We start from the raw sequence: 20,326 nt of genomic DNA on the forward strand, positions 1-20,326 counted from the left end.
AGCAGATCGGGCGCCGTTGTCATGGGGCGTTCTCCGTCTCGATATCGAAAGCCACGATCTGACGCTGCTCCCGGGAGAACTCCACACCGATCAGATGAATCGGCTTTCCGGCCGCGCGGTACTTGTCGGCATAGCCGCGGGCATGTATCTGATCCAACGCCTTGCCTTCGGGCAGCTGCTCCACCACCTTGAACTCGAACAGGTAGAGGTTGCCGAAGGCGGCGACTGTCATGTCCACTCGGCCGTGGTGGCTGGCGTCTTCCACGGTGATATCGAGCCCCAGGGCAGCAAAGTGGCTATAGAAGACGCTGGCATAGTGACCTTCGTACTTGGCGATCGGGTTGTTGCGGTACCAGTCGTGGGGCAGGCTGGCGAAGAGAGCCTTGAGGTGGGCTTCCAGGCCTGGCAGGTTGTTCTGCTGCAGTTGCTTGAACAAGCTACGGCGCTGAGTCGGACCATCCTCCACGCCAAGGGCGGGCAATAGTGCGTGATTCAGGCTGGTCTCTACCTCACGGTTAGGAAAGCCGAGCGTATACTGGCGATAGCCCAGCATAGGCTCCTCGACATTCCGGATGGTGAGATAACCGGTTTGAAAGAGCAGGGCGTCGGTACTGATATCATCAACATCGAACTGGCTGAGCAGTTCGTACTCCGTCTCCCACTGCTCCAGCTGCGGCGTAAAGACCCCGCGCTGCCTGAGGATGTCTACGAGAAATGTTGGCGTAGCGCTCTCGAACCAATAAGGCCCAAACTCACGGTTCTGGAATAACAGCAACACGTCGAAGGGATTGTAGACCGAAGTGACATCGGGGCCGCCCCAGCGATAGCCGTTATACCAGGTGCGGATGGACTCGCGGTCCAGACCGGACAATTCTGGGCCGAAGACGCTGTCGATGTCATCATCAGTGTATCCGCAGATCGTCGCGTATTCTGGAAGCAGCGTGATATCGCGCAGGTTGTTAAGCCCCGAGAAGAGACTGACCTTGCTGAACTTGGAGACACCGGTGATCAGTACCAGGTGCAGGTGCGGGTCCGCGTCCTTGATTACGCTGTAAAAGTTCTTCAGTCCCTCACGCAGCTCGCGGGCTCGTTCGGGGTCAATGATGTTATCGAGAATGGGTTTGTCGTATTCGTCGATCAACAAGACGACCGGCTGGCCAGTTGCCTGGTGAGCGAGCTCCAGCAGGTCCGAGAACTCACCTGGAATATCTGTCTTGGGGCTGGTAGGCAGACCGAGGTGTTCGCGGTTTTTGCGGAGCTGATGGCGAATGCGCGCGTCCAGCTCCTCGCGGTTGCGCATGACGCCGCTGCCAAAGCTCAGACGAACCACCGGATAGACCTGCTGCCAGTCCCAGAGGTCGTGGATATATAGCTCTGCAAACAGTGCCTGGCGCCCCTGGAACAGGCAGCGCAGGGTGTCGAGCAGGAGACTCTTGCCGAAGCGCCGGGGGCGCGAAAGGAAGTAGTACTTGTTCTGCTGGACCAGGCGCTCGATCACCGGGGTCTTGTCGACGTAGTAGTAGCCCCCCTCGATGATCTCGGAGAAGGTCTGGATCCCGATGGGCAGGCGTTTCTTCCCGTTGGCGGACAAGGCATCCTCCTGTGAGCGAGCAGTAGAGATTCGGGAGTGCCGTGAGCATAGCATGCATGGCGCGGTGGGCCAGGCATTGCCACTTTAAGGCGGCCGGGACAGCTGCCCTGGCCGCCGGAGCGACACGTTGATGGGGGTAGTTGGCGTCTTTCGAGCTCACAATCCAAAGAAGTCACCGCCGTGGTTCTCGAAAGCATCCGCAATGCGAATGTATTTCTCGAAGGTCCGCTGATCCCGGTGGCCACTGACTCGCTTGATCTGCACATCAGACTTGCCCCGTAGATGGGCTTCGGTGATGAAGCCCGCCCGAAAGCTGTGCGGGGAGTACCCCTGCTCAGTCAATCCTGCCGCCTTGAGACCATGCCTCATTCGTACCGCCAGCGTGTTGGCGCTCATGCGCCCGGCGCCGAGCCGTCCCTTCGGGGTGACGGCTCGGAAGATCGCGCCTTTGACGATCCCTGATGCGCTCAGCCAACGTTCCAGTATGGTAACCGGGCAATAGCGTGTGCCGGGCGGCGCACGCATGATGCTCTTGGTTTCGATGCGTCCCGAACGATTCATTTTGCTGTAGTGAAGGGTGACGATGATGCCCTCGGGGCGCCATTCCACATCCTCGCAGGCAATGACCACTACTTCGCTACGTCGAAATGCACCGTAAAAGCTCAGCAAAAACAAAGCACTATCTCGTAGCCCATACAAGCTTTGTCGATCTATCACATCCAGTAGCTGGTGCAATTCCTTGAGCCGCAGTGTCGGCGCCGAGTTTTGGCGAGTATCCCGCGACTTCTTGATGCCGCGTATCACGCTGCGTACTGCCATGGTTTTCACCGGCGACGGCACGTTGTGATAGCGGTGCCACATGTGCAGAGAGTTGGCATAGCGCTCTAATGTCGCCGGTTTCTTGCCCAGCTTGTTCTGTGCCGAGAGAAAGTTGGCAATGTCGATCTCGGTTGCCGGCAGTACACCGCCGGCCTTCTGGTAAACACGAAGGTCGGATCGCATACCGCGGACAGTATTGGGCGAGACGCTCTCCGAGAGCAGCCGCCGCGCCTCTCGTGACAGCCCTTCCACCGGAGCCGTCATGGCTCCCTGATCATAAGGGCCGGGCCGGTGAGGCACGACGGACTGCTGGCGCTGACGATTCCGTTTCATGACACTCTCCCCCTCAGTTCGTCAGCCGCAAGGCAATCAGACGCTCGAAAAACGCCTCCGAGAACGCTACGTCGGGGGCTCCTGAGCCTTCATGTCATCACGCGCCCGGGTCAGGTCGCGCATGGCCTCCTGCTCGGTATCCGGAACCCATACCGGCGTCAGATCGCCACTGCGTGCCAGTCGGGCCAGCTTGATCGCATCACGCCGATCCGTCTTGATCTGTTCACCGGGCGCCTTCGGAATCCGCGATGGCGCCACCACCTGGACATCATGGCCGCTGGCCAGCAGTTGGCGATACAGGCCATACCCGCAAGGGCCCGCCTCATAGACAAACTGCAGCAGGCCCCCGCCATACCGCTCGCTGAGCTGTTGAATCTTGCGCTCGACCCGCTTGGGCGTATTGGCAATCTCGCCTTCATACCCTGGCTCCTGCCGACCAGGTTCAGCAACGGCGATCGCTATCGTCTCCTTGTGCACATCCAAGCCCACGTAGGCGGTATGAACCGTCGGCTGCGCCGGTACGACAGAAGCGCCGGCGATGTGAAGTGACGCGTGTTCAACGTTAAACTTGGTCATGACCTGCCCTCCTCAATGTGGCTCTGTCTCAGGGGTTGTTTACCCATCCCAACGATAATCCACGATCGTTGAGGACGGGCAGGTCAAAACATCATGTCTAGTTCATATCTGGCTGGGAGAGTCCGGGGTTTCCGATGGAGATCCTGCCAACCGCAGGCGCACCGAGAAGTTGTGCAACGCGGTTGCGGCGGAATTTCTGGTGCCGGAGGAGGAGTTCTTGCCGCTGTGGCAGGAAGTCGAGGATTGGAAAGCCAACCTGGCGCCGCTGGCCGCGCATTTTCATGTGAGCCAGTGGGGGATTGCTCGCCGGGCCCAGGAACTCGAACTGATTGCTGAGCACAACTACCGGCGATATGTGGTCAATCGGCTGGAAGCCTACCGCAATAGGGAAGAACGCGGTGGAGCAAGCTTTGATCGTGTGGTGCCCGGACGGGTGAGTAAACGCCTGGCCCAGGCGGTGGCAAGTGAGGCGTTGAGCGGGCGGTTGTTGCTGAGAGATGCTTACCAGCTGATTGGCGTGAAACCACATAAGCTCAAGACGTTTGCCCGCAAGGAGCTTGGCCTGTGACCTACCTTCTTGATGCCAACACCTATATTCAAGCGAAATCACTTCACTACCGGATGCATATCGTGCCGGGGTTCTGGGACTGGTTGGATCAGCAGTTTGGAGTTGGGCAGGTTGGCAGCATCCGCAGTGTCTATGACGAGCTGTCGGCAGGTGGTGATGAGCTGAGTGAGTGGGTGAAGCTGCGTCGTCACCAGTTCCTTGCCGTGGATGAAGAGGTGACTCAGGCCGTCTTCACTGACATTGCCGACCATGTTGTTACGCATTCGTCCTATCAGGAGCCGCATGTCAGTAGCTTTCTTGCCGGAGCTGACCCGTGGCTGGTGGCAAAGGCCAAGGTGATAGGCGACCAGGTGGTGACAAATGAAGCCAGAGTCGGGCTGGGTAGCAAGAAGGTCAAGGTGCCCAATATTTGTGATCAGTTTCAGGTGACACGCCTCGATACGTACGACCTGCTGGATACCCTGCGGGCAAGATTCGTTCTCGACTGACAGTGTCGGTCTAACCCCTACGGTGCTTAACTAAACTGGATGGGTAAAATGGGTAAACGAAGTTAAATTGCCTTATCATTACCAATCGCTTATATTCCATCCCTTCGCGCGTCTCGGCTCAGGAAGGCGGTTTACGCGCTTTTTGATAATCCGTGAGAACCCTCGCCATACGGGCAGGGGGGCACGCGGCTTATTGCTGAGGTGGCATCGATACATAGTCCTTCATGCCCGGATAGTGAGTGCCATATAGCGAGGCCTTGAACGAAAAAGACGCAGCCTGTTGGGATGTGTGTGAAAAGCCCAAATCCTCACAACACTCACCCAGCAGGTGCGCCGATGCCCAAGGTAACGCCTCAACCCGTTTCCGTCGACATCGACTTCACCGACGCTCAGCTTACCGGCCAAGGGGTGGCTGGCCTTCCTCGCCCAACTGGCTCGGGAAACCGGTCTGCTGGAGCAGGTCGCCCAGCGGATCCATCTCAAGCAACGCCGACGCGGTGCCAGTGACGCCGAGATTCTATGGAGCCTGGTCGCGTCGCTGGCCTCCGGCAATGGCCCGCTCTCGGACCTGGATGCGCTGCGCCAGGACCCCACCACGGCGCAGCTGTTGGGGCTCGGCACGGTGCCGTCGGGACGCCGCCTCGGCGAATATCTGACGCGGATGGGGGAAACCCAGCTGCTGTCCCTCCAGACCATCGCTCGTCACCTGGCGCGACAAGTGGCACCCACGATCCTGGAGCATCAGGTCGAGACGCTGGGGCCCTGGGCAGCCAGCAGTGGTTCGGCCAGCGTTTTCGTGCCCCGATCGAGAAGGACAGCGATGTCGAGCTTCGCCAGTGCCTCTCGCGGCACATCGCCCCGCTGATGCTTCGTCGCACCAAGCAGCAGGTGCTGACCGAGCTGCCGGAGATGACCGAGACCCGCCGTGAAGTCTCCCTGAGCGGTGCCCAGCGCGAGCTCTACGAGAGCCTGCGCCTGGCCTCGCACCAGCGGGTGCAGCAGGCGGTGGCCGAGCGTGGCCTGGCGGGCTCCGGCATCGTCATGCTCGATGCGCTGCTCAAGCTGCGCCAGGTGTGCTGCGATCCGCGACTGGTCAAGCTGGAGAGTGCCCGCAAGGCCCAACGCTCGGCCAAGCTCGACCAGCTGCGCGAGCTGGTGCCGCCGCTGGTGGAAGAGGGCAGGCGCATCCTGATCTTCTCCCAGTTCACCGAGATGCTGGCGTTGATCAGCGAGACTCTGGAAAAACATGGCATCTGCTTCACCACCTGACTGGCGATACCCCGGGCAAGACCCGCGCCCAGCGGGTGGCGCTGTTCCAGCAGGGCGAGATCCCGGTGTTTCTGATCAGCCTCAAGGCGGGCGGCACCGGCCTCAACCTCACCGCCGCGGACACCGTGATCCACTACGACCCCTGGTGGAACCCCGTGGTGGAGGCCCAGGCCACCGGCCGCGCCCACCGCATGGGCCAACAGAATCCCGTCTTCGTCTACAAGCTGGTGTGTGCCGGTACCGTGGAGGAGCGTATCCTCGACTTGCAAGCGCGCAAGGCCGACCTTGCCGCTTCGATCCTCAAGGCGGCGTCGAACGCGGCAGCGACGGTCCTCTGTTCGACGAGGAGGACCTGGCGCTGCTGTTCGCCCCGGTGGCGTAGTCAATTGAGCCAAACAGCCGTGCATCATTACACCTCGTATTGGTGCGAAGCCTGATGCGTACAAGCGGCTGCCCCAACTTGCGAAGGTTGTACGGGTAGGTCTGTTCATCGCCTTGGCGCCTGCTCCGAATGTTGGTGGCCACTTCAGACGCTCCTGTGGCTGCCATCGAGCGCATACTCGACAGGGAATTCATTCTGGGTTGCTTTCATGAAATGGGAGGAGAAGAGGCCAACGGTATCGATAGGTCAATCGCCCGCGGGACGCGCTGTAATGCGGCATGCCGTTTGCTATCATCACTCCAGTTCAACGACAGGATGTTGAGATGACACAATCAGGACGAATGCACCGCTCCATCGCCACCCTCAGTCGCGGCAAGAAACGCCTGATCATGGTGGCAGCGGATCTCATAGCGTTGCCTTTAGCGCTGTGGTCGGCCTACGCGCTGCGGCTGGCCGAATGGTGGCCGGCGCGCTACCTGGAGGCCTACTGGTGGCTGTTCGTGATCGTGCCACCGGTGGGGGTGTTCATCTTCGCGCGGCTGGGGCTCTACCGCGCCGTGGTGCGCTTCATGGGGCCCCAGGCACTGTGGGCGGTAGTCAAGGGGGCGGTACTACTGGCGCTGCTGATGTGGGCGGCGGCGTACTTCTATGGCTGGGAAGGCTTCCCGCGCTCGGTGCCGGTGAACTTCGCCCTGGTCACATTGGTGTACGTGGGCGGCACGCGGCTCTTGGTTCGCAGCTACTACCAGTGGCTGATCAAGCATTACACCGAGAAGGAGGCCGTTGCGATCTACGGCGCCGGCGGGGCAGGGGCGCAGTTGACCCTGGCGCTGGCCAGCGGTCGCGAGTTCTATACTGCCGCCTTCCTGGACGATGACCCAGCGCTTTGGAACAGCACCATCAAGGGCGTCAAGGTGTACGACCCTTCCCACTTCAGAGAGGCGGCGGCGGATCTTGGAATCAAACGCGTGCTGCTGGCCATGCCCACCGCCACCAAGGCGCAGCGCAAGCAGGCGCTGGATCGCTTGGCCGACCTGCCGGTGCGGGTGCAGACGGTGCCCTCCATGCCGGAGATCGTCGCCGGGGTGGCCAGCGTCGACCAGCTGCGCGAGGTGGAGCTGGAGGACCTGCTGGGCCGCGACCCGGTGCCGCCCAAGCACGAGCTGGTGGATGCCAGTATTCGCGACAAGGTGGTGATGGTGACCGGCGCCGGCGGCTCCATCGGCAGCGAGATGTGCCGCCAGGCGATGCGCGGCGAGCCTAGCGCGCTGATTCTGTTCGAGGTCAGCGAGTACGGCCTTTATGCCATCGAGCGGGAGCTCGAGGCCATGCGTATCGAGATGGGCGCGAGTTTCCCACTCGTCGCGCTGCTCGGCAACGTGTGTGATCGCAACCGGGTCGAGGCTGCCATCCGCCACTACGGCGTGCAGACCCTCTACCACGCCGCCGCCTACAAGCATGTGCCGATCGTCGAGAACAACGTACTGGAGGGCGTGCGCAACAACGTGCACGGAACCCGTGTGGTGGCGGAGAGCGCCGCCCGTCTTGGCGTGGAGCGCTGCGTGCTGATCTCCACCGACAAGGCGGTACGCCCAACCAACGTCATGGGCGCTACCAAGCGTATGGCCGAGCTAGTATGCCAGGACCTGGCGACCCGTTACGCGCTGAAGGATGGCCACCGTACTATCTTCAGCATGGTGCGTTTCGGCAACGTGTTGGGCTCCAGCGGCTCGGTGGTGCCGCTGTTCCGCCGCCAGCTGGAGCAGGGCGGGCCACTGACGGTTACCCATCCAGAGATCACCCGCTTCTTCATGACCATTCCCGAGGCGGCACTGCTGGTGATCCAGGCTGGCTCCATGGCCGAGGGCGGCGATGTGTTCGTGCTCGATATGGGGGACTCGGTGAAGATCGTCGACCTGGCTAGGCGCATGATCCAGCTCACCGGCCTGGAGGTTAAAGACGAGGTGAACCCCGATGGCGACATCGAGATCGTCTTCAGCGGCCTGCGCCCCGGCGAGAAGCTGTATGAGGAGCTGCTGATCGGCGACAGCGTGGTCGGCACCCAGCACCCCAAGATCTTGCGCGCCCATGAGGAGGTGCTCCCGCATCGAGAGCTGGTGGCGCTGCTTGAGGAGCTGCGCGAGGCCGAGCAAGGGCTGGACAGTGTGCGCGCCTGTGCGGCCCTGAAGCGTGGTGTGAGCGGCTTCGCGCATAGCGGGAATATGGTGGATCTGTTGCCCAATGGGTGTGGGAAGGGTGGCCAGCAGGTGGTGGAGGTGAGTGCCGCAAGGCATTGAGGCTTGTCGAGTCATCGGAAGCCGCCGTCTCGAGGGATCGAGGCGGCGGCTTTCTTGTTCTATCGCTTACATAATTTTTATTCGATGCCTCCATAAACCCTTTCACTCCTGGTGCCAGGCTCAGCACGCAGTGTCGTCAGCGAAAGCGGTCGATGGAGAGGGCAGCTAGCCACTCGGGAGGTTTGCTATAGATGTCAGCCTGAATCAGGGCTCCTGTAGCGGCCGCCAGAGTCAGGCCTAGGTGACCGTGACCGACGCCATAGTGAACCTTGCAGGTGCGTTTTGAGGCGCCGATGATAGGCAAGGTGTCCGGAAGTGAGGGGCGGCAGCCCATCCAGTAGGTGGCGGGGGCACCAAGCTCGGGAAACAGCTTGCTCATTACCCGTTCTAGGTAGCGGTAGCGCGCCGGGTTCGCGGGGTCGCTTGCCCGCCCCAGCTCCACCGTGCCGGCCACCCGCAGGCGCCCCGCCATGGGTGTCATATAGAAGCCATGTTCGGCGATGCAGCACGGGCGCTGCAGAAGCGGGGTGTCCATAGGGTACTCTAGGTGGTATCCCCTCTCAGCCTCTAGTGGCATCTGATCACCCAGCTTCCTGGCCAATTGTCGCGTGCCAATGCCGGCGGTGATCACGGCATGGTCGCAAACTGTCTGACCTATGCTGGAGCTAACCATCACGTCAGCACCATGCACTGATACCTGCTCGACGTCGCACGAGGTATGCACAGTCCCGCCAAGCGTTTCGAATGCCCGACGCAGACGCTCGCACAGCATCAGCGGATCCGCCACATGGCTGGCCTCGGGATACCAGATGCTGCCCTTCACCTTGCCGGCCAGGGCCGGTTCTAGGTCAGCGGTTTGATGTTCGTTCAGCACCCGGTAATCAATACCGTTCTGGCCCAGCATCTCATGCTCTTGCGCGGCCTGTTCCCAGGCCGCATGGGTCTGATAGGTGTACAGGCAGCCGCGCCGTGTCATCAGCGATTCGGCGTCCGCGGCCACCAGCAGGCGCTGCCAGTCGGCATCAGCACGGGCCATCAGATGGTTCAGGTGCTCGATGTTGTGGCGCACGCGCGCGGGGCGCGCCTCGGCCACGAAGCGCAGCAGCCAGGGCAGCAGGCGTGGCAGGTGCCGCCAGCGCAGGTGAAACGGCGAGTCTCGGGAGGTCAGCAGGTGGGGGGTCTGGCGCAGCAGGGCGGGCTGAGCAAGCGGCGTGATGGCGTAGGTGGCGAAGGTGCCGGCGTTACCCAGCGAGGCGCCATGCCCTGGGGTATCACGCTCCAGAAGAGTGACTTCATGCCCTTCCAGGCGCAGTGTCAGCGCCGTGGCCAGGCCGACGATGCCGCCGCCGATGACGATATGGCGGCGCGGTGTGGTGTCGTTGTTGTGGGACCGCATGAGTCTCTCCGTGACGGGGGTCAGGCCATGTCGTGCATGTAGTGATGGCCACGGCGGGCCAGCAGGTCAAGGCGGGTCAGCGCCTCGGCGAGGGCCTCCCGCGAGCGTGCCGCGGCCAGGTTGATACGCACCGCTGCCGGCGGCACCACCTGGCGCAGGGTGAAGGCCGAGGCCGGCAGCAGCCTCACGCCCTGCTCGGCACTGGCCTTGACGAAGTCGGTGCCGCGCCACGGTTCGGGCAGCAGCAGCCAGGCGTGCGTGGCACCGGCCTGGCTCCACAGTACCTGTCGGCCCAGCCGTTCGATCAGGATGTCATGGCGCGCCACCAGCTCGGCATGCTGGGCCTGGATGATGCGCGTCATGTCGCCGCTCTCCAGCAGCCGGGTGGCGATCAGCGCGGTCAGTGGCGAGCCGCTCCAGCAGTCGATGCGCATGGCCGCGGCGATGTCATGGTGATAGTCGGGCGGCGAGGCGATCGCCCCGAAGCGCAGCCCCGGGGCCACGCACTTGGAGAATCCGCTGACGTGAAAGGTGCGTTCGGGAGCCAGGTCCAGCAGCGGCGGGGGCGCACTCTGCTGCAGTGGACGATAGACGTCATCCTCGATCAGCAGCAGGTCGTGGTGGCGGGCGATCGCCACGATCGCCTCGCGTCGCGCATGCGAGAGGGTGCGGGTGGTGGGGTTGTGCAGGCAGGGCACCACGAACAGCATGCGCGGGGCGTGGCTCTGGCAGAGGGCTTCGAGGTGTTCCGGTGAGATGCCCTGATCGTCTCCCTCCACGCCTATCAACTCGCGGCCCAGGGTGTGGCACAGGGCGTTGATGCCCTGATAGGTCACGCTGTCGGCGAGGATGATCTCGCCAGGCTGTGTCACGCTGCGCAGGATCATCGACAGTCCATGCTGAGCGCCATCGACCAGCGTCAGCCGCTGGGGGTCGAGGCTGAGCCCCTGGGCTTGCCACCAGGTGGCATAAGCATGACGCGCCCATCCCGGTCCCACCGGCTGCTGGTAATCCTTGATGTCGGCATAGCGTGGATCGTCGGCGAGCGTCGCCAGGGTGGCGCTCAATGTCTCGGTGTAGAGATCCAGCGCAGGACGGTTGACGCTCAGGTCGATCACGTCCTGGTTGGTGATGGGAGCGGTCTGGAAGTCGGTACCTGGCGACTCCATGGCCGCCACCCGAGTGCCGCGGCCGGGCCGGCTCTCCACCAGGGCGCGTGACTTCAGCTCGGCGATGGCGCGGGTCACGGTAGTGATGTTGATATCCAGCTGGCTGGCGATGTCACGGTGCGGCGGCAGGCGTGTCCCGGCGGGAAGGGTGCCCTTCTCGATGCGTGTGGACAGGTACTCGGCCAGCTGTTCGTAGAGGGGGGTATCGCCTTCGCGGTTCAGGCGAAGGTCATCCAGCAGGCGTTGCAGGGGCGGCGCGTCGGGCATGGGGCGGTCTCGTTTCCATACAATGGCCATACAATGTGGCTTGACAATCCATATTAATGCATTACAAGTTAATGGCAAGGCCGGATTTGTGGCCTTGACACCCATCAAAGAGGATAACAATCATGACAATGTCTCCCTCCCGCTGGTTGCCGCTCACCCTGGCCGTGGCGCTTGGAGGCGCCTCGCTCAGCGCTCAGGCGGCTACCAGCCTGCGGCTGTCGACCTTGTTCGCGCCGGACGAGTCCGGGACCCAGGCTGCCGAGGCCATGGCCGAGCGCGTCGCCGAGCGCACCGAGGGCGAGGTCACCATCGATGTTTACCCCGCCAGCCAGCTCGGCGACTGGACCGAGGTGCATGCCCAGCTGATGCAGGGCGCCGTGGACATGGCCATCCAGCCGCTGTCGACCAACGTCAACCCGCAGATGGCCATCGCCTGGTTTCCCTACCTGGCACCTACCTATGCTGCCGCGCGTGAGGCGTACAGCGCCGATGGCTATGTTGCCGAGCTCGTCGGCGACATGATCGATGAACAGAACATGGCCCTGTTGGGGGTATACCCGGCCGGCATGGGCGGTGCTGGCTTCGCTGCCGAGGTGCCGGCTCCCAAGGACCCGAACGCCGAGCAGGGGCTGCGCATTCGCGTCTGGCCTGGCGGCACCACCCATCGCACGATGATGGAGCGACTGGGCTTCGAGGTGGCCACCGTGCCCTGGGCGGAGCTCTACACCTCTATGCAGACCGGTGTGGTCGATGGCCAGATTGGCGGCACCGCGGAGATGGCGATGGCCAACTTCGCTGATATCACCGAGACCTGGGTGCAGTACAACGATCACCTGGAGCTTGCCTGGATCGTCATCAATCAGCAGTCGCTGGACCGCCTGGCGCCGGAACACCAGCAGGTGGTCCGTGAGGTTGCTCAGGAGATCACCCTGGAGCGTTTCGACGAGGTACAGGCGGCCGACCAGGCGCAACTCGACGCCATGCGCGAGGCGGGCATCGAGGTGGTGACCTTCTCCGATGAGGAACTGGCGCAGTTCGCCGACGTGGTACGCGAGGAGGTGTGGCCGGAGATCGGCGATGAGCTCGGCGAGGAGGTGATGGAGCGTCTCGAGGCGGCCGTCGCCGCGGAGTGAGGCGTCGTCATGCTGGCCACCCTGTGCAGGGTGGCCAGTATCATGCAGCTGCGGGAGACGCCTCATGTCCTTACCCCTGTCTTCGCCTTGGCGCGCCATCTGGCGTCTCAAGGTGCGGCTCCTGCGCGGGATCGTGACCGCGGCCGGGGGCCTGCTGACGCTGGCCATCCTGGTGCAGATCGCCAGCCGCTACCTGTTTCGTACCTCGATCCTCGGCATCGAGGAGGTGATTCTCTACCTCGCCGTGTGGTTCTACTTCCTGGGGGCTGCCCTGGGTGCCGAGCAGCGCGAGCATATCTCTGCCTCGTTGGTGGACGTGCTGGCCATCGGCGAGACCCCCAAGCGCTGGGTGCACTGGTTCGCCTCGCTGCTGGCGGTGATTATCTGCGCCTGGATGACCTGGTGGGCCATCGGCCTGGTGGAGTGGTCTTGGCAGATGAACATGCGCAGCACTGAGTTGCGTGTGCCGGTGTGGCTGATCCAGGCCAGCATTCCCGCCGGGCTTGGCCTGATGACCTTCTACCTGCTGGTGGAGTGCGCGGATAACCTGCGCCGCCTGGTGTGTGACAAGGAGGTCGCGTGAACGTCATCATTGTGCTGGATGTCTTGCTGTTGGTGGCACTGCTGCTGATCGGTGTGCCGGTGCCGCTGTGTTTCGCGGCGGCGGTCCTGCTGCTGTTTCTGGTCGGCGACTTCGGCAGCGCCTCCTTCCTGGTCGGGGCAGGCTTCGGCCAGATGTCGTCGCTGATCCTGGTGGCTCTGCCGCTCTACATCATCGCCGGCAACCTGATGGGGCAGGGCGGCATCGCCAATCGCCTGGTGGGCTTGGCCGATGCCGTCTTCGGGCGTCTGCATGGTGGGCTCGGGGTGGTGGTGATCATGACCACCGCGGTGTTCGGCGCCATCTCCGGAATGGCCTCCTCGGCGGTAGCCGCGGTAGGCAAGATCATGATCCCGCGCATGGTGGAGCGCGGCTACGACCGCGGCTATGCCACGGCGCTGGTCTCCACCTCGGCGGTGCTGGCGCTGCTGATCCCGCCCAGCGCCTCGATGATCATCTACGGCTGGGTGTCGGGCACTTCGGTCACCGCGTCCTTCCTGGCGCCGGTGCTGCCTGGGGTGTTGCTGGTGCTGCTGTTCTGTTTCTGGAACCGCGTGCTAACTCGCCACATGCCGCTGGAGAAGCCCGAACCGGCTCCGCTGCCGGTGGTCGTGCGCGATATCGCCGGTCAGACGCGCCGTGCGGCGCTGGGCCTGGCCATGCCCATGATCATCCTCGGCTGCATCTATGGTGGTGTGACCACGCCCACCGAGGCGGCGGCGATCGCTGTGCTCTACGCCATTCCCATCAGTCTTTGGTACTACCGCGAGCTGCGCCTGGCCGACCTGCATGACGTGCTGTGGCGCGCGGGGCAGACCGCGGGCACCCTGCTAGTGCTGGTGTTCTTCTCGGCCATGCTGGCGCGAATGCTGACCATGGAGAATGTGCCCCAGATGGTACTGGCGGGCTTTCTGAGCATCACCGAGAATCCGCTGTTGCTGATGCTGTTGCTCAACCTCTTCCTGCTGCTGATCGGCATGTTCATGGAGGATGTCAGCGGTATCCTGTTGGCCACACCCATGCTGATGCCGCTGGTGCAGGCGCTGGAGATCGACCCAGTACAGTTTGCCGCGATCATCGCCACCAACCTCGGCATGGGGCTCATCACCCCGCCTACGGCGCCGATTCTTTACTTTGGTGCTCTGGTTGGGGGCAGCAGCCTGAGTCGCATGCTGCGGCCCACCCTGGTACTGCTGCTGGGGGCCTACCTGCCGGTGGTGTTGCTGACCACCTTCATTCCGGCACTGTCGCTGACATTACCCACCTGGGTGCTGGGTTACGGGCAGTAGGAGGCGCGGTATGCTCGGCGGTAGCCGGCTCGCCGCCGAGCATGCCTAGAATCCCACCAAGGCGAGGTAGTGGCCCATCAGCGGCTCACCTGCCAGCAGCGTGATCCAGCCCGCCAGGGCTAGGTAGGGCCCGAAGGGCATGGGGGCGCCGCGTAGCCTGGGTACGGCCAACTGGATAAGGATGCCCAGCACCGCACCGACGCCGGCGGAGAGAATTAGCAGCAGCGGCAGGGTTTGCCAGCCCATCCAGGCGCCCAATGCGGCAAGTAGTTTGAAGTCGCCATAGCCCATGCCCTCCTTGCCGGTGATCAGCTTGAACGCCCAGTAGAAGCCCCACAGCACCAGATACCCGGCCATAGCGCCGATCACCGCACTTGGGAGCATCAGTGGCTGGAACAGCAACTGGTAGAGCAGGCCGGCCCACAGCAGCGGCAGGGTGAGGCTGTCCGGCAGCAGTTGGGTGCGCAAGTCGACTACCGCCATGGCGAGCAGCGCAAGGCAGGCCCCGAGCACGAACAGTCCCTGCCAGGTGGCGCCGAACAGTGCCACCACGGCGAGTGCCAGGGCGCCTCCGGCCAGCTCCACCAGCGGGTACTGGGGGCTGATGCGGGCGTTGCAGTTGGCGCAGCGTCCGTGGCGCTTCAGCCAGCCGATGACCGGGATATTATCGTGCCAGGCGATAGGTGCCTCGCAGGCTGGGCACATGGAGCGCGGGGTAAGCAGGTTGAATGGTTCGTTGTGCTCTTCCGGTAGTTCCAGCGCCTCACGTGCTTCGGCTCGCCAGCCGCGCATCAGCATCACCGGCAGGCGGGCGATCACCACATTGAGGAAGCTGCCGAGGCAGAGGCCGATGAAGGTCGTGAGGGGGTAGAGGAGGGTGGGGGGTAAATCCAGCAAGGTAGAGCCTCAGGGGAGCTGATTTGTGGTGCCTGCCGCTCTTTTGGGGTCAGACCCCGGCCAGGGCGTCAGGTGTTGTCAGGGGGCACGATTCTGGCGGTGGTCCCTCCGCCGGGGTCTGACCCCAAAAGGAGGTTTGGTGGCACCGCCGACCGCCGGGAGGCCTGCGGCCTCCGTTCGCCCGGCGGAGCCGGCCTCCTACGAGGTGGTGGCCGCGTTGTTAGATGACTGAACCGAGTTCGAAGATCGGCAGGTACATGGAGATGACCAAGCCGCCGACGAGCACGCCGAGTACCACGATGATAAAGGGTTCGAGCAGCGAGGTGAGGGTGTCGACCATATTGTCGACCTCCTCCTCGTAGTAGTCGGCGACACGGTTGAGCATGGCGTCGAGCGAGCCGGCTTCCTCGCCGATGCCGACCATCTGCACCGCGAGGGGAGGGAACTGCTCGGTCATACGCATGGCGAAGGCGAGCTGCTGGCCGGTAGCGACGTCCTCGCGAATCTGCCACACGGCCCGCTCGTAGACCTTGTTGCCGGTGGCGCCGGCGGCGGTATCCAGCGCCTCCACCAGCGGCACGCCGGCGCCGAAGGTGGTGGCTAGGGTGCGTGAGTAACGCGCCACGGCGGACTTGTCGAGGATCTGGCCGATCACCGGGATCTTCAGCGACCACGCATGCATGCGATAGGCGAAGCTCTCGGAGCGCTTTATCCCGGTGCGGATAAAGAAGATGAAGGCCGCGATGCCGACAATGAACCACCACCAGTAGGCCTGGGCGAACTCCGACATCGCTATGGTCATGCGGGTCATGGCTGGCAGTTCGGCGCCGAAGCCGTGGAAAAGGCTCTCGAACTGGGGGACCACCTTGATCAGCAGCAGGGCGGTAACGCCAATGCCCACGGCGATGACCGCGGCGGGGTACCACAGTGCCTTCTTTACCCGCGACTTGAGAGACTCCACTTTCTCCTTGTAGGTGGCCACGCGCTCGAGCATGCGATCCAGCGAGCCGGATTGTTCGCCGGCCGCCACCAGGTTGCAGAACAGCTTGTCGAAGTGCTGCGGGTGGCGTTGCATTGCCTCGGAGAAGCTGGCACCGGCGCCCACATCGTTCATCAGTTCCTGCACCAGGGCGCTCATGGCGGGCTTCTTCATGCTCTCCGCCACCACCTGAAAGGCCTGCAGGATGGGCACGCCGGCGCGGATCATGGTGGCCATCTGGCGGGCGAACAGCATGATGTCGCGGGGCTTGATCTTGCCCATGCCGCCGCCGATCCCTCCCTTGCGGCGCACGTTCTTGACGATGATGTTCTGGCCGCCGAGGATCCGCTCGACCTCCTGCTTCTGGGCGGCGATGATCTCCCCACCCACCCTGCGCCCGCCCGGGCCCTTGCCGGTCCAGTTCCAGCGGTAGAGCTTGGTCTTCTGGTTCGCCCTGAGTTTGTGTGCCGTGGCCATAGGTGATCCCTTCCCCTGCGTCGCACGCCGCGGCATGCGCTGATATTTGGTTGTGACTGAGTAGAAAGTAGAAAGGATCCAGGAGCAAGGAATCAAGGGGTCAAGGAAACCCCTTGCCCCTTGCCTCCTCCAGCTTAGTCCTTCGTCACCCTGAACACTTCCGCCAGGCTGGTCACGCCCTGCATCGCCTTGAGCAGGGCGCTACGGCGCAGGTCCGGGTGGCCCTCCTCGCGGGCCTGGGTGTCGAAGTCCATGGAGTTGCCGTTGCGCATGATCAGTTGGCTCATGGCGTTGCTGATTGGCACCACCTCGTAGATGCCCACGCGGCCCTTGAAGCCCTTGGTGCAGTGCTTGCAGCCCACCGGCTCGAATATCGTGGCGCCGGCGATCTCCTCAGGCGTGAAGCCCTGTTGCTCCAATACCTCGTGGGGAATGTCGGCGGGCTGCTTGCAGTGCTTGCACAGCCGGCGTGCCAAGCGCTGGGCGATGATCAGGCTCACGGAGCTGGCGATATTGAACGGTGCCAGGCCCATGTTGGCCAGGCGCGTGAGGGTTTCCGCCGCCGAGTTGGTGTGCACCGTGGAGAGCACCAGGTGGCCGGTTTGGGAAGCCTTTACGGCGATCTCGGCGGTCTCCAGGTCGCGGATCTCACCCACCATCACCACGTCCGGGTCCTGGCGCAGGAAGGCGCGCAGGGCGCTGGCGAAGTCCAGCCCGATCTTGGGCAGCACGTTGACCTGGTTGACCCCGGGCACCTTGATCTCCACCGGGTCTTCGGCGGTGCAGATGTTGCGCTCCACCTCGTTCAGGATATTGATCCCGGTGTAGAGGGTCACCGTCTTGCCACTGCCGGTGGGGCCGGTGACCAGGATCATGCCCTGGGGCTGGTCGAGCACCGTCTCATACATCGCCTTCTGCTCGGGGGTGAAGCCGAGCTGCTCAATGCCGATCTGCGCCGATGTGGGGTCCAGTATTCGCAGCACCACCTTCTCGCCGTACACCGTGGGCAGCGAGTTGACGCGGAAGTCGATGGAGCGCGACTTGGAGAGCCGCAGCTTGATGGCGCCATCCTGGGGCAGGCGGCGCTCGGAGATATCCAGCCGCGACATTACCTTGAGGCGCGCGGCGATGCGGGTGCGCATGGCGAAGGGCGGATGGGCCACGTCGTGGAGCATGCCGTCGATGCGAAAGCGCACCCGGTAGCTGGTCTCGTAGGGCTCGAAGTGGATATCCGAGGCACCGCGGTTGATGGCGTCGAGCAGGATCTTGTTGACGAACTTGATGATCGGCGCGTCTTCCCGGGCCGACTGGGCATCGGTGTGGGGGTCCACCTCGCCGCTGCCCTCCTCGTCGGCGTAGCCCAGCTCGCCGATGGCGTCGTCCACGCCCTTGAGCGAGTCGAGCATGCTCTTCTCGCTGTTGGCGCTGCAAAGGTCGTCAGATCATCGCCCGTTTTGATGGCGGTGATGTCACTTCTGACGGCGGTATCCTGCTGCTGCGGCAGCTCGATCGCGAGATGGGCCTGATCCGCGCCGTCGCTCGCCGACTCAGCGACGAGCGCGACGCTCAGCGCTGCCTGCACCGCACCGAAACCCTGGTCCGGCAGCGCGTGTTCGGCCTGGCACTGGGCTATGAGGATCTCAATGACCACCATGCGTTGCGTCACGACATCGCCCTGCAGACCGCCGTCGATACCGATGGCGTGCTGGCCAGTCAGTCCACCTTGTGCCGCTTCGAGCAGCAAGCTGACCGGGACTGGGCGATCACCATCCACGAGGAGATGATCGAGCAGTTCATCCGCTCGTTCCGGCGGCCACCCAAGAAGCCGCTCTACCTCGACTTCGATGCTACCGACGATCGGGTGCATGGCCAGCAGCTCGGGCGGCACTTCAACGGCTACTACAACCACTACATCTTCCTGCCGCTGTTCGTGTTCTGTGGCGACCAGCTGCTGGTCAGCTACCTGCGTCCGGCCTCGCTGGATGCCGCTCACCACGCCGGTGCCATCCTCGCTCTGTTGGTCCGTCGGCTGCGCCAGGCGTGGCCTGAGGTGAAGATCGTCTTCCGCGGCGACAGCGGCTTCTGCCGTCCGCTGATCCTCAACTGGTGTGACCGCCATGGCGTCGATTACATCATCGGCCTCGCCGGCAACAAGCGCTTGGCCAAGCTGGCTCTGGACATCGACTACGAATCGGCCATCCGCTTCGAGAAGAGCTGGGAGAAGGAACGTGTCTTCGGCTTCATCGAGTACGCTGCCAAGAGCTGGAAGGAGCGTCGACGAAGGGTGATCGTCAAGTCCGAGACCAGCCGGCGTGGCTTCAACACCCGCTATGTGGTCACCAGCCTGCGCGGCTGCAGCGCCGAGTGGCTCTATGACCACCGCTACTGTGCCCGGGGTGAGATGGAGAACCGTATCAAGGAGCAGCAGTTCCTGTTCTCCGACCGCACCAGCTGCCACGAATGGTGGCCCAACCAGTACCGACTGCTGCTCTCGGGGTTGGCCTACCTGCTGCTGGAGCGGCTGCGCCGGGTCTACCTCAAGCGCACCGCCTTCGCCCAGGCCCAGGTCAACACCCTCCGCCTGAAGCTGCTGAAGATCGGCGCTGTCATCACCCGCAACACGCGCACGATTCGGCTGATGTTGAGCAGCCAGTACCCGGAGCAGGAGCTCTTCATGAAGCTGGCCAGCAAGCTGGTGCCGGGATAGCGCCGCGGCGTGCTGCCCCCGGCACAGAAAACACATGGGGGTTGGGGGCAGTGCGTCCTGAACTCAGCAATTTGATCAATATGTAGCCAATTTCAGGCCCGGAGAGGGATCACACTCTCCGGGCCTGAAACCTGAGCACTTCTGATCAGCCCGATGCAACATCCGGGCTAGCCCCCAACCCCACTCCGCGCCCAGCCTCGCGGTGCCCGCCAACGATGCAGATTCAACACCGCACCTCCCATGCCGCTTGCGCCCGGCGGCGAAACGTTGACCCAAGGCATGAAGAATTTGCGCCGAAAGGCTACCCTGCATCTTGCAAGAGCGTGGTTCGTAACTTAATGTAATCTTAGGTGCTCAAGCTGACAGTGTTGGCACCTCGAAGTTGAGAATAGCCGTGACACCGGCGCAGCGACGCCCATCGCAACCCGAAGGGCCGACGGGCCGGACGGACAGGAGCAAAGGGGCAAGACGATGAAAAAACATGAAATGGTGAAGATTAAGCAGGGTCAGGGCGGTTTTACCCTGATAGAGCTGCTGATCGTGGTGGCGATCATCGGTATTCTGGCGGCGATCGCGATTCCGAGGTATCAGGACTATGTAACTCGTTCAGAAGTTAATTCTGCTCTTGCAACAGTTCGAGGTGCACAAACTGAAGCTGAGTTTGCAATTCAAGAAGGTCATGATTTGTCTTTAGCTAGTGCTGATGATGGCTTTATCGGAATCTCTCAAGATGCCGCCCCGCAAATGGGTACTGTCAGTGTTCAGCAAGAAACCCTAGATACGGATGGAAATATTGCTACTCCCGCTTACATCAGATTTGCTTTTGATGGCGCTGATGCAAGTGCGAGGCTTTCTGGGAACTATGTGGAAGTTGTTCGCCTGGCGGATGGGTGGACATGCCGAACTGATGTCAACGAGGCTTTTCGCCCGAATGCATGTTCTGCTGTTACCACTACCCCCTAAACCTGATAATCGGGGACAGATCCCCATTTCGTAGCCTGAACCATCCAGCGGCTGGCAGAAATGCCGGCCGCTGGCGTTTCTACAATCCTGCTTTCCCCTTGCCCCTTTCCCCTTTCCCCTTGCCC

15 protein-coding genes and 3 pseudogenes are annotated in these 20,326 nt (G+C 62.8%); 10 read left to right on the plus strand and 8 right to left on the minus strand.

The features are described 5' to 3' along the window. Window positions 1–19: 19 nt before the first annotated feature. From LWH48_RS13155 to LWH48_RS13165, 3 genes and pseudogenes are all read right to left on the minus strand, one after another. Window positions 20–1,591 (minus strand): ATP-binding protein, encoded by a 1,572-nt coding sequence (locus tag LWH48_RS13155; protein WP_232912929.1) that lies wholly within the window; start codon window positions 1,589–1,591, stop codon window positions 20–22. Between the two features lie 156 nt (window positions 1,592–1,747). Then, entirely contained in the window at window positions 1,748–2,743 is a 996-nt protein-coding gene (locus LWH48_RS13160) for a site-specific integrase (RefSeq protein WP_232912930.1), read from the minus strand. 96 nt (window positions 2,744–2,839) lie between these two features. Continuing rightward, window positions 2,840–3,283 (minus strand): annotated as a pseudogene (locus tag LWH48_RS13165) (IS110 family transposase); the annotation flags it as partial. Between the two features lie 142 nt (window positions 3,284–3,425). Between LWH48_RS13165 and LWH48_RS13170 the strand changes: the two are divergent. The 5 genes from LWH48_RS13170 to LWH48_RS13190 all read left to right on the plus strand — a co-directional run bounded on the left by LWH48_RS13170 (window position 3,426) and on the right by LWH48_RS13190 (window position 8,323). Beyond that, window positions 3,426–3,887 (plus strand): ImmA/IrrE family metallo-endopeptidase, encoded by a 462-nt coding sequence (locus LWH48_RS13170; RefSeq protein WP_332875630.1) that lies wholly within the window; start codon window positions 3,426–3,428, stop codon window positions 3,885–3,887. Then, window positions 3,884–4,375 carry a DUF4411 family protein gene (locus LWH48_RS13175; RefSeq protein WP_232912931.1) on the plus strand — a complete coding sequence of 164 codons (492 nt, stop codon included), beginning with the start codon at window positions 3,884–3,886 and terminating at the stop codon, window positions 4,373–4,375. The genes LWH48_RS13170 and LWH48_RS13175 overlap by 4 nt, the downstream gene beginning before the upstream one ends. A 519-nt stretch (window positions 4,376–4,894) precedes the next feature. After that, window positions 4,895–5,644: an SNF2-related protein gene (locus LWH48_RS13180; protein WP_232912932.1), complete on the plus strand. Its 750-nt coding sequence runs from the start codon at window positions 4,895–4,897 to the stop codon at window positions 5,642–5,644. 35 nt (window positions 5,645–5,679) lie between these two features. Beyond that, complete coding sequence (locus LWH48_RS13185; protein ID WP_232912933.1) at window positions 5,680–6,081, plus strand: helicase-related protein; 402 nt, start codon at window positions 5,680–5,682, stop codon at window positions 6,079–6,081. A 268-nt stretch (window positions 6,082–6,349) separates the two neighbouring features. Continuing rightward, a complete protein-coding gene (locus LWH48_RS13190; protein WP_232912934.1) occupies window positions 6,350–8,323 on the plus strand; it encodes a polysaccharide biosynthesis protein in 1,974 nt (657 codons plus the stop codon). Between the two features lie 136 nt (window positions 8,324–8,459). Here the strand turns inward: LWH48_RS13190 and LWH48_RS13195 are convergent, their stop codons facing one another. Together LWH48_RS13195 and LWH48_RS13200 are read right to left on the minus strand one after the other, a co-directional pair. Beyond that, window positions 8,460–9,719, minus strand: a complete 1,260-nt coding sequence (locus tag LWH48_RS13195; protein WP_232912935.1) for an NAD(P)/FAD-dependent oxidoreductase — start codon at window positions 9,717–9,719, stop codon at window positions 8,460–8,462. 20 nt (window positions 9,720–9,739) lie between these two features. Continuing rightward, window positions 9,740–11,155, minus strand: coding sequence for an aminotransferase-like domain-containing protein (locus LWH48_RS13200; RefSeq protein WP_232912936.1), 1,416 nt, complete (start codon window positions 11,153–11,155; stop codon window positions 9,740–9,742). Window positions 11,156–11,277: 122 nt separating this feature from the next. Between LWH48_RS13200 and dctP the strand changes: the two genes are divergently transcribed. The 3 genes from dctP (at window position 11,278) to LWH48_RS13215 (ending at window position 14,178) form a co-directional block, all read left to right on the plus strand. Next, window positions 11,278–12,288 carry a TRAP transporter substrate-binding protein DctP gene (gene dctP, locus LWH48_RS13205; RefSeq protein ID WP_232912937.1) on the plus strand — a complete coding sequence of 337 codons (1,011 nt, stop codon included), beginning with the start codon at window positions 11,278–11,280 and terminating at the stop codon, window positions 12,286–12,288. Window positions 12,289–12,352: 64 nt separating this feature from the next. Continuing rightward, window positions 12,353–12,871, plus strand: a complete 519-nt coding sequence (locus LWH48_RS13210; RefSeq protein ID WP_232912938.1) for a TRAP transporter small permease — start codon at window positions 12,353–12,355, stop codon at window positions 12,869–12,871. Then, on the plus strand, window positions 12,868–14,178 hold the full coding sequence (locus tag LWH48_RS13215) for a TRAP transporter large permease (RefSeq protein WP_232912939.1): 1,311 nt from the start codon (window positions 12,868–12,870) through the stop codon (window positions 14,176–14,178). The genes LWH48_RS13210 and LWH48_RS13215 overlap by 4 nt, the downstream gene beginning before the upstream one ends. Before the next feature lie 45 nt (window positions 14,179–14,223). On the opposite strand, the gene LWH48_RS13220 is transcribed toward LWH48_RS13215, so the two are convergent. The 3 genes and pseudogenes from LWH48_RS13220 to pilB all read right to left on the minus strand — a co-directional run. Next, the gene (locus LWH48_RS13220; RefSeq protein WP_232912943.1) at window positions 14,224–15,072 is read right to left on the minus strand and encodes a prepilin peptidase; all 849 of its coding nucleotides are present in this window, start codon (window positions 15,070–15,072) and stop codon (window positions 14,224–14,226) included. Between the two features lie 223 nt (window positions 15,073–15,295). After that, entirely contained in the window at window positions 15,296–16,531 is a 1,236-nt protein-coding gene (locus tag LWH48_RS13225; protein ID WP_232912940.1) for a type II secretion system F family protein, read from the minus strand. 134 nt (window positions 16,532–16,665) lie between these two features. Next, window positions 16,666–17,955 (minus strand): annotated as a pseudogene (gene pilB, locus LWH48_RS13230) (type IV-A pilus assembly ATPase PilB); the annotation flags it as partial. 11 nt (window positions 17,956–17,966) lie between these two features. Here pilB and LWH48_RS13235 point away from each other — a divergent pair. Together LWH48_RS13235 and LWH48_RS18280 are read left to right on the plus strand one after the other, a co-directional pair. Beyond that, window positions 17,967–19,238, plus strand: a pseudogene (locus LWH48_RS13235) (IS1380 family transposase); the annotation flags it as partial. 471 nt (window positions 19,239–19,709) lie between these two features. Continuing rightward, the gene (locus tag LWH48_RS18280; protein ID WP_269816207.1) at window positions 19,710–20,201 is read left to right on the plus strand and encodes a pilin; all 492 of its coding nucleotides are present in this window, start codon (window positions 19,710–19,712) and stop codon (window positions 20,199–20,201) included. Window positions 20,202–20,326: the final 125 nt, after the last annotated feature.

The sequence above is a fragment of the Halomonas sp. G15 genome (assembly GCF_021282295.1).
In the GTDB taxonomy this organism is placed as follows: Bacteria; Pseudomonadota; Gammaproteobacteria; order Pseudomonadales; family Halomonadaceae; genus Halomonas; species Halomonas alimentaria.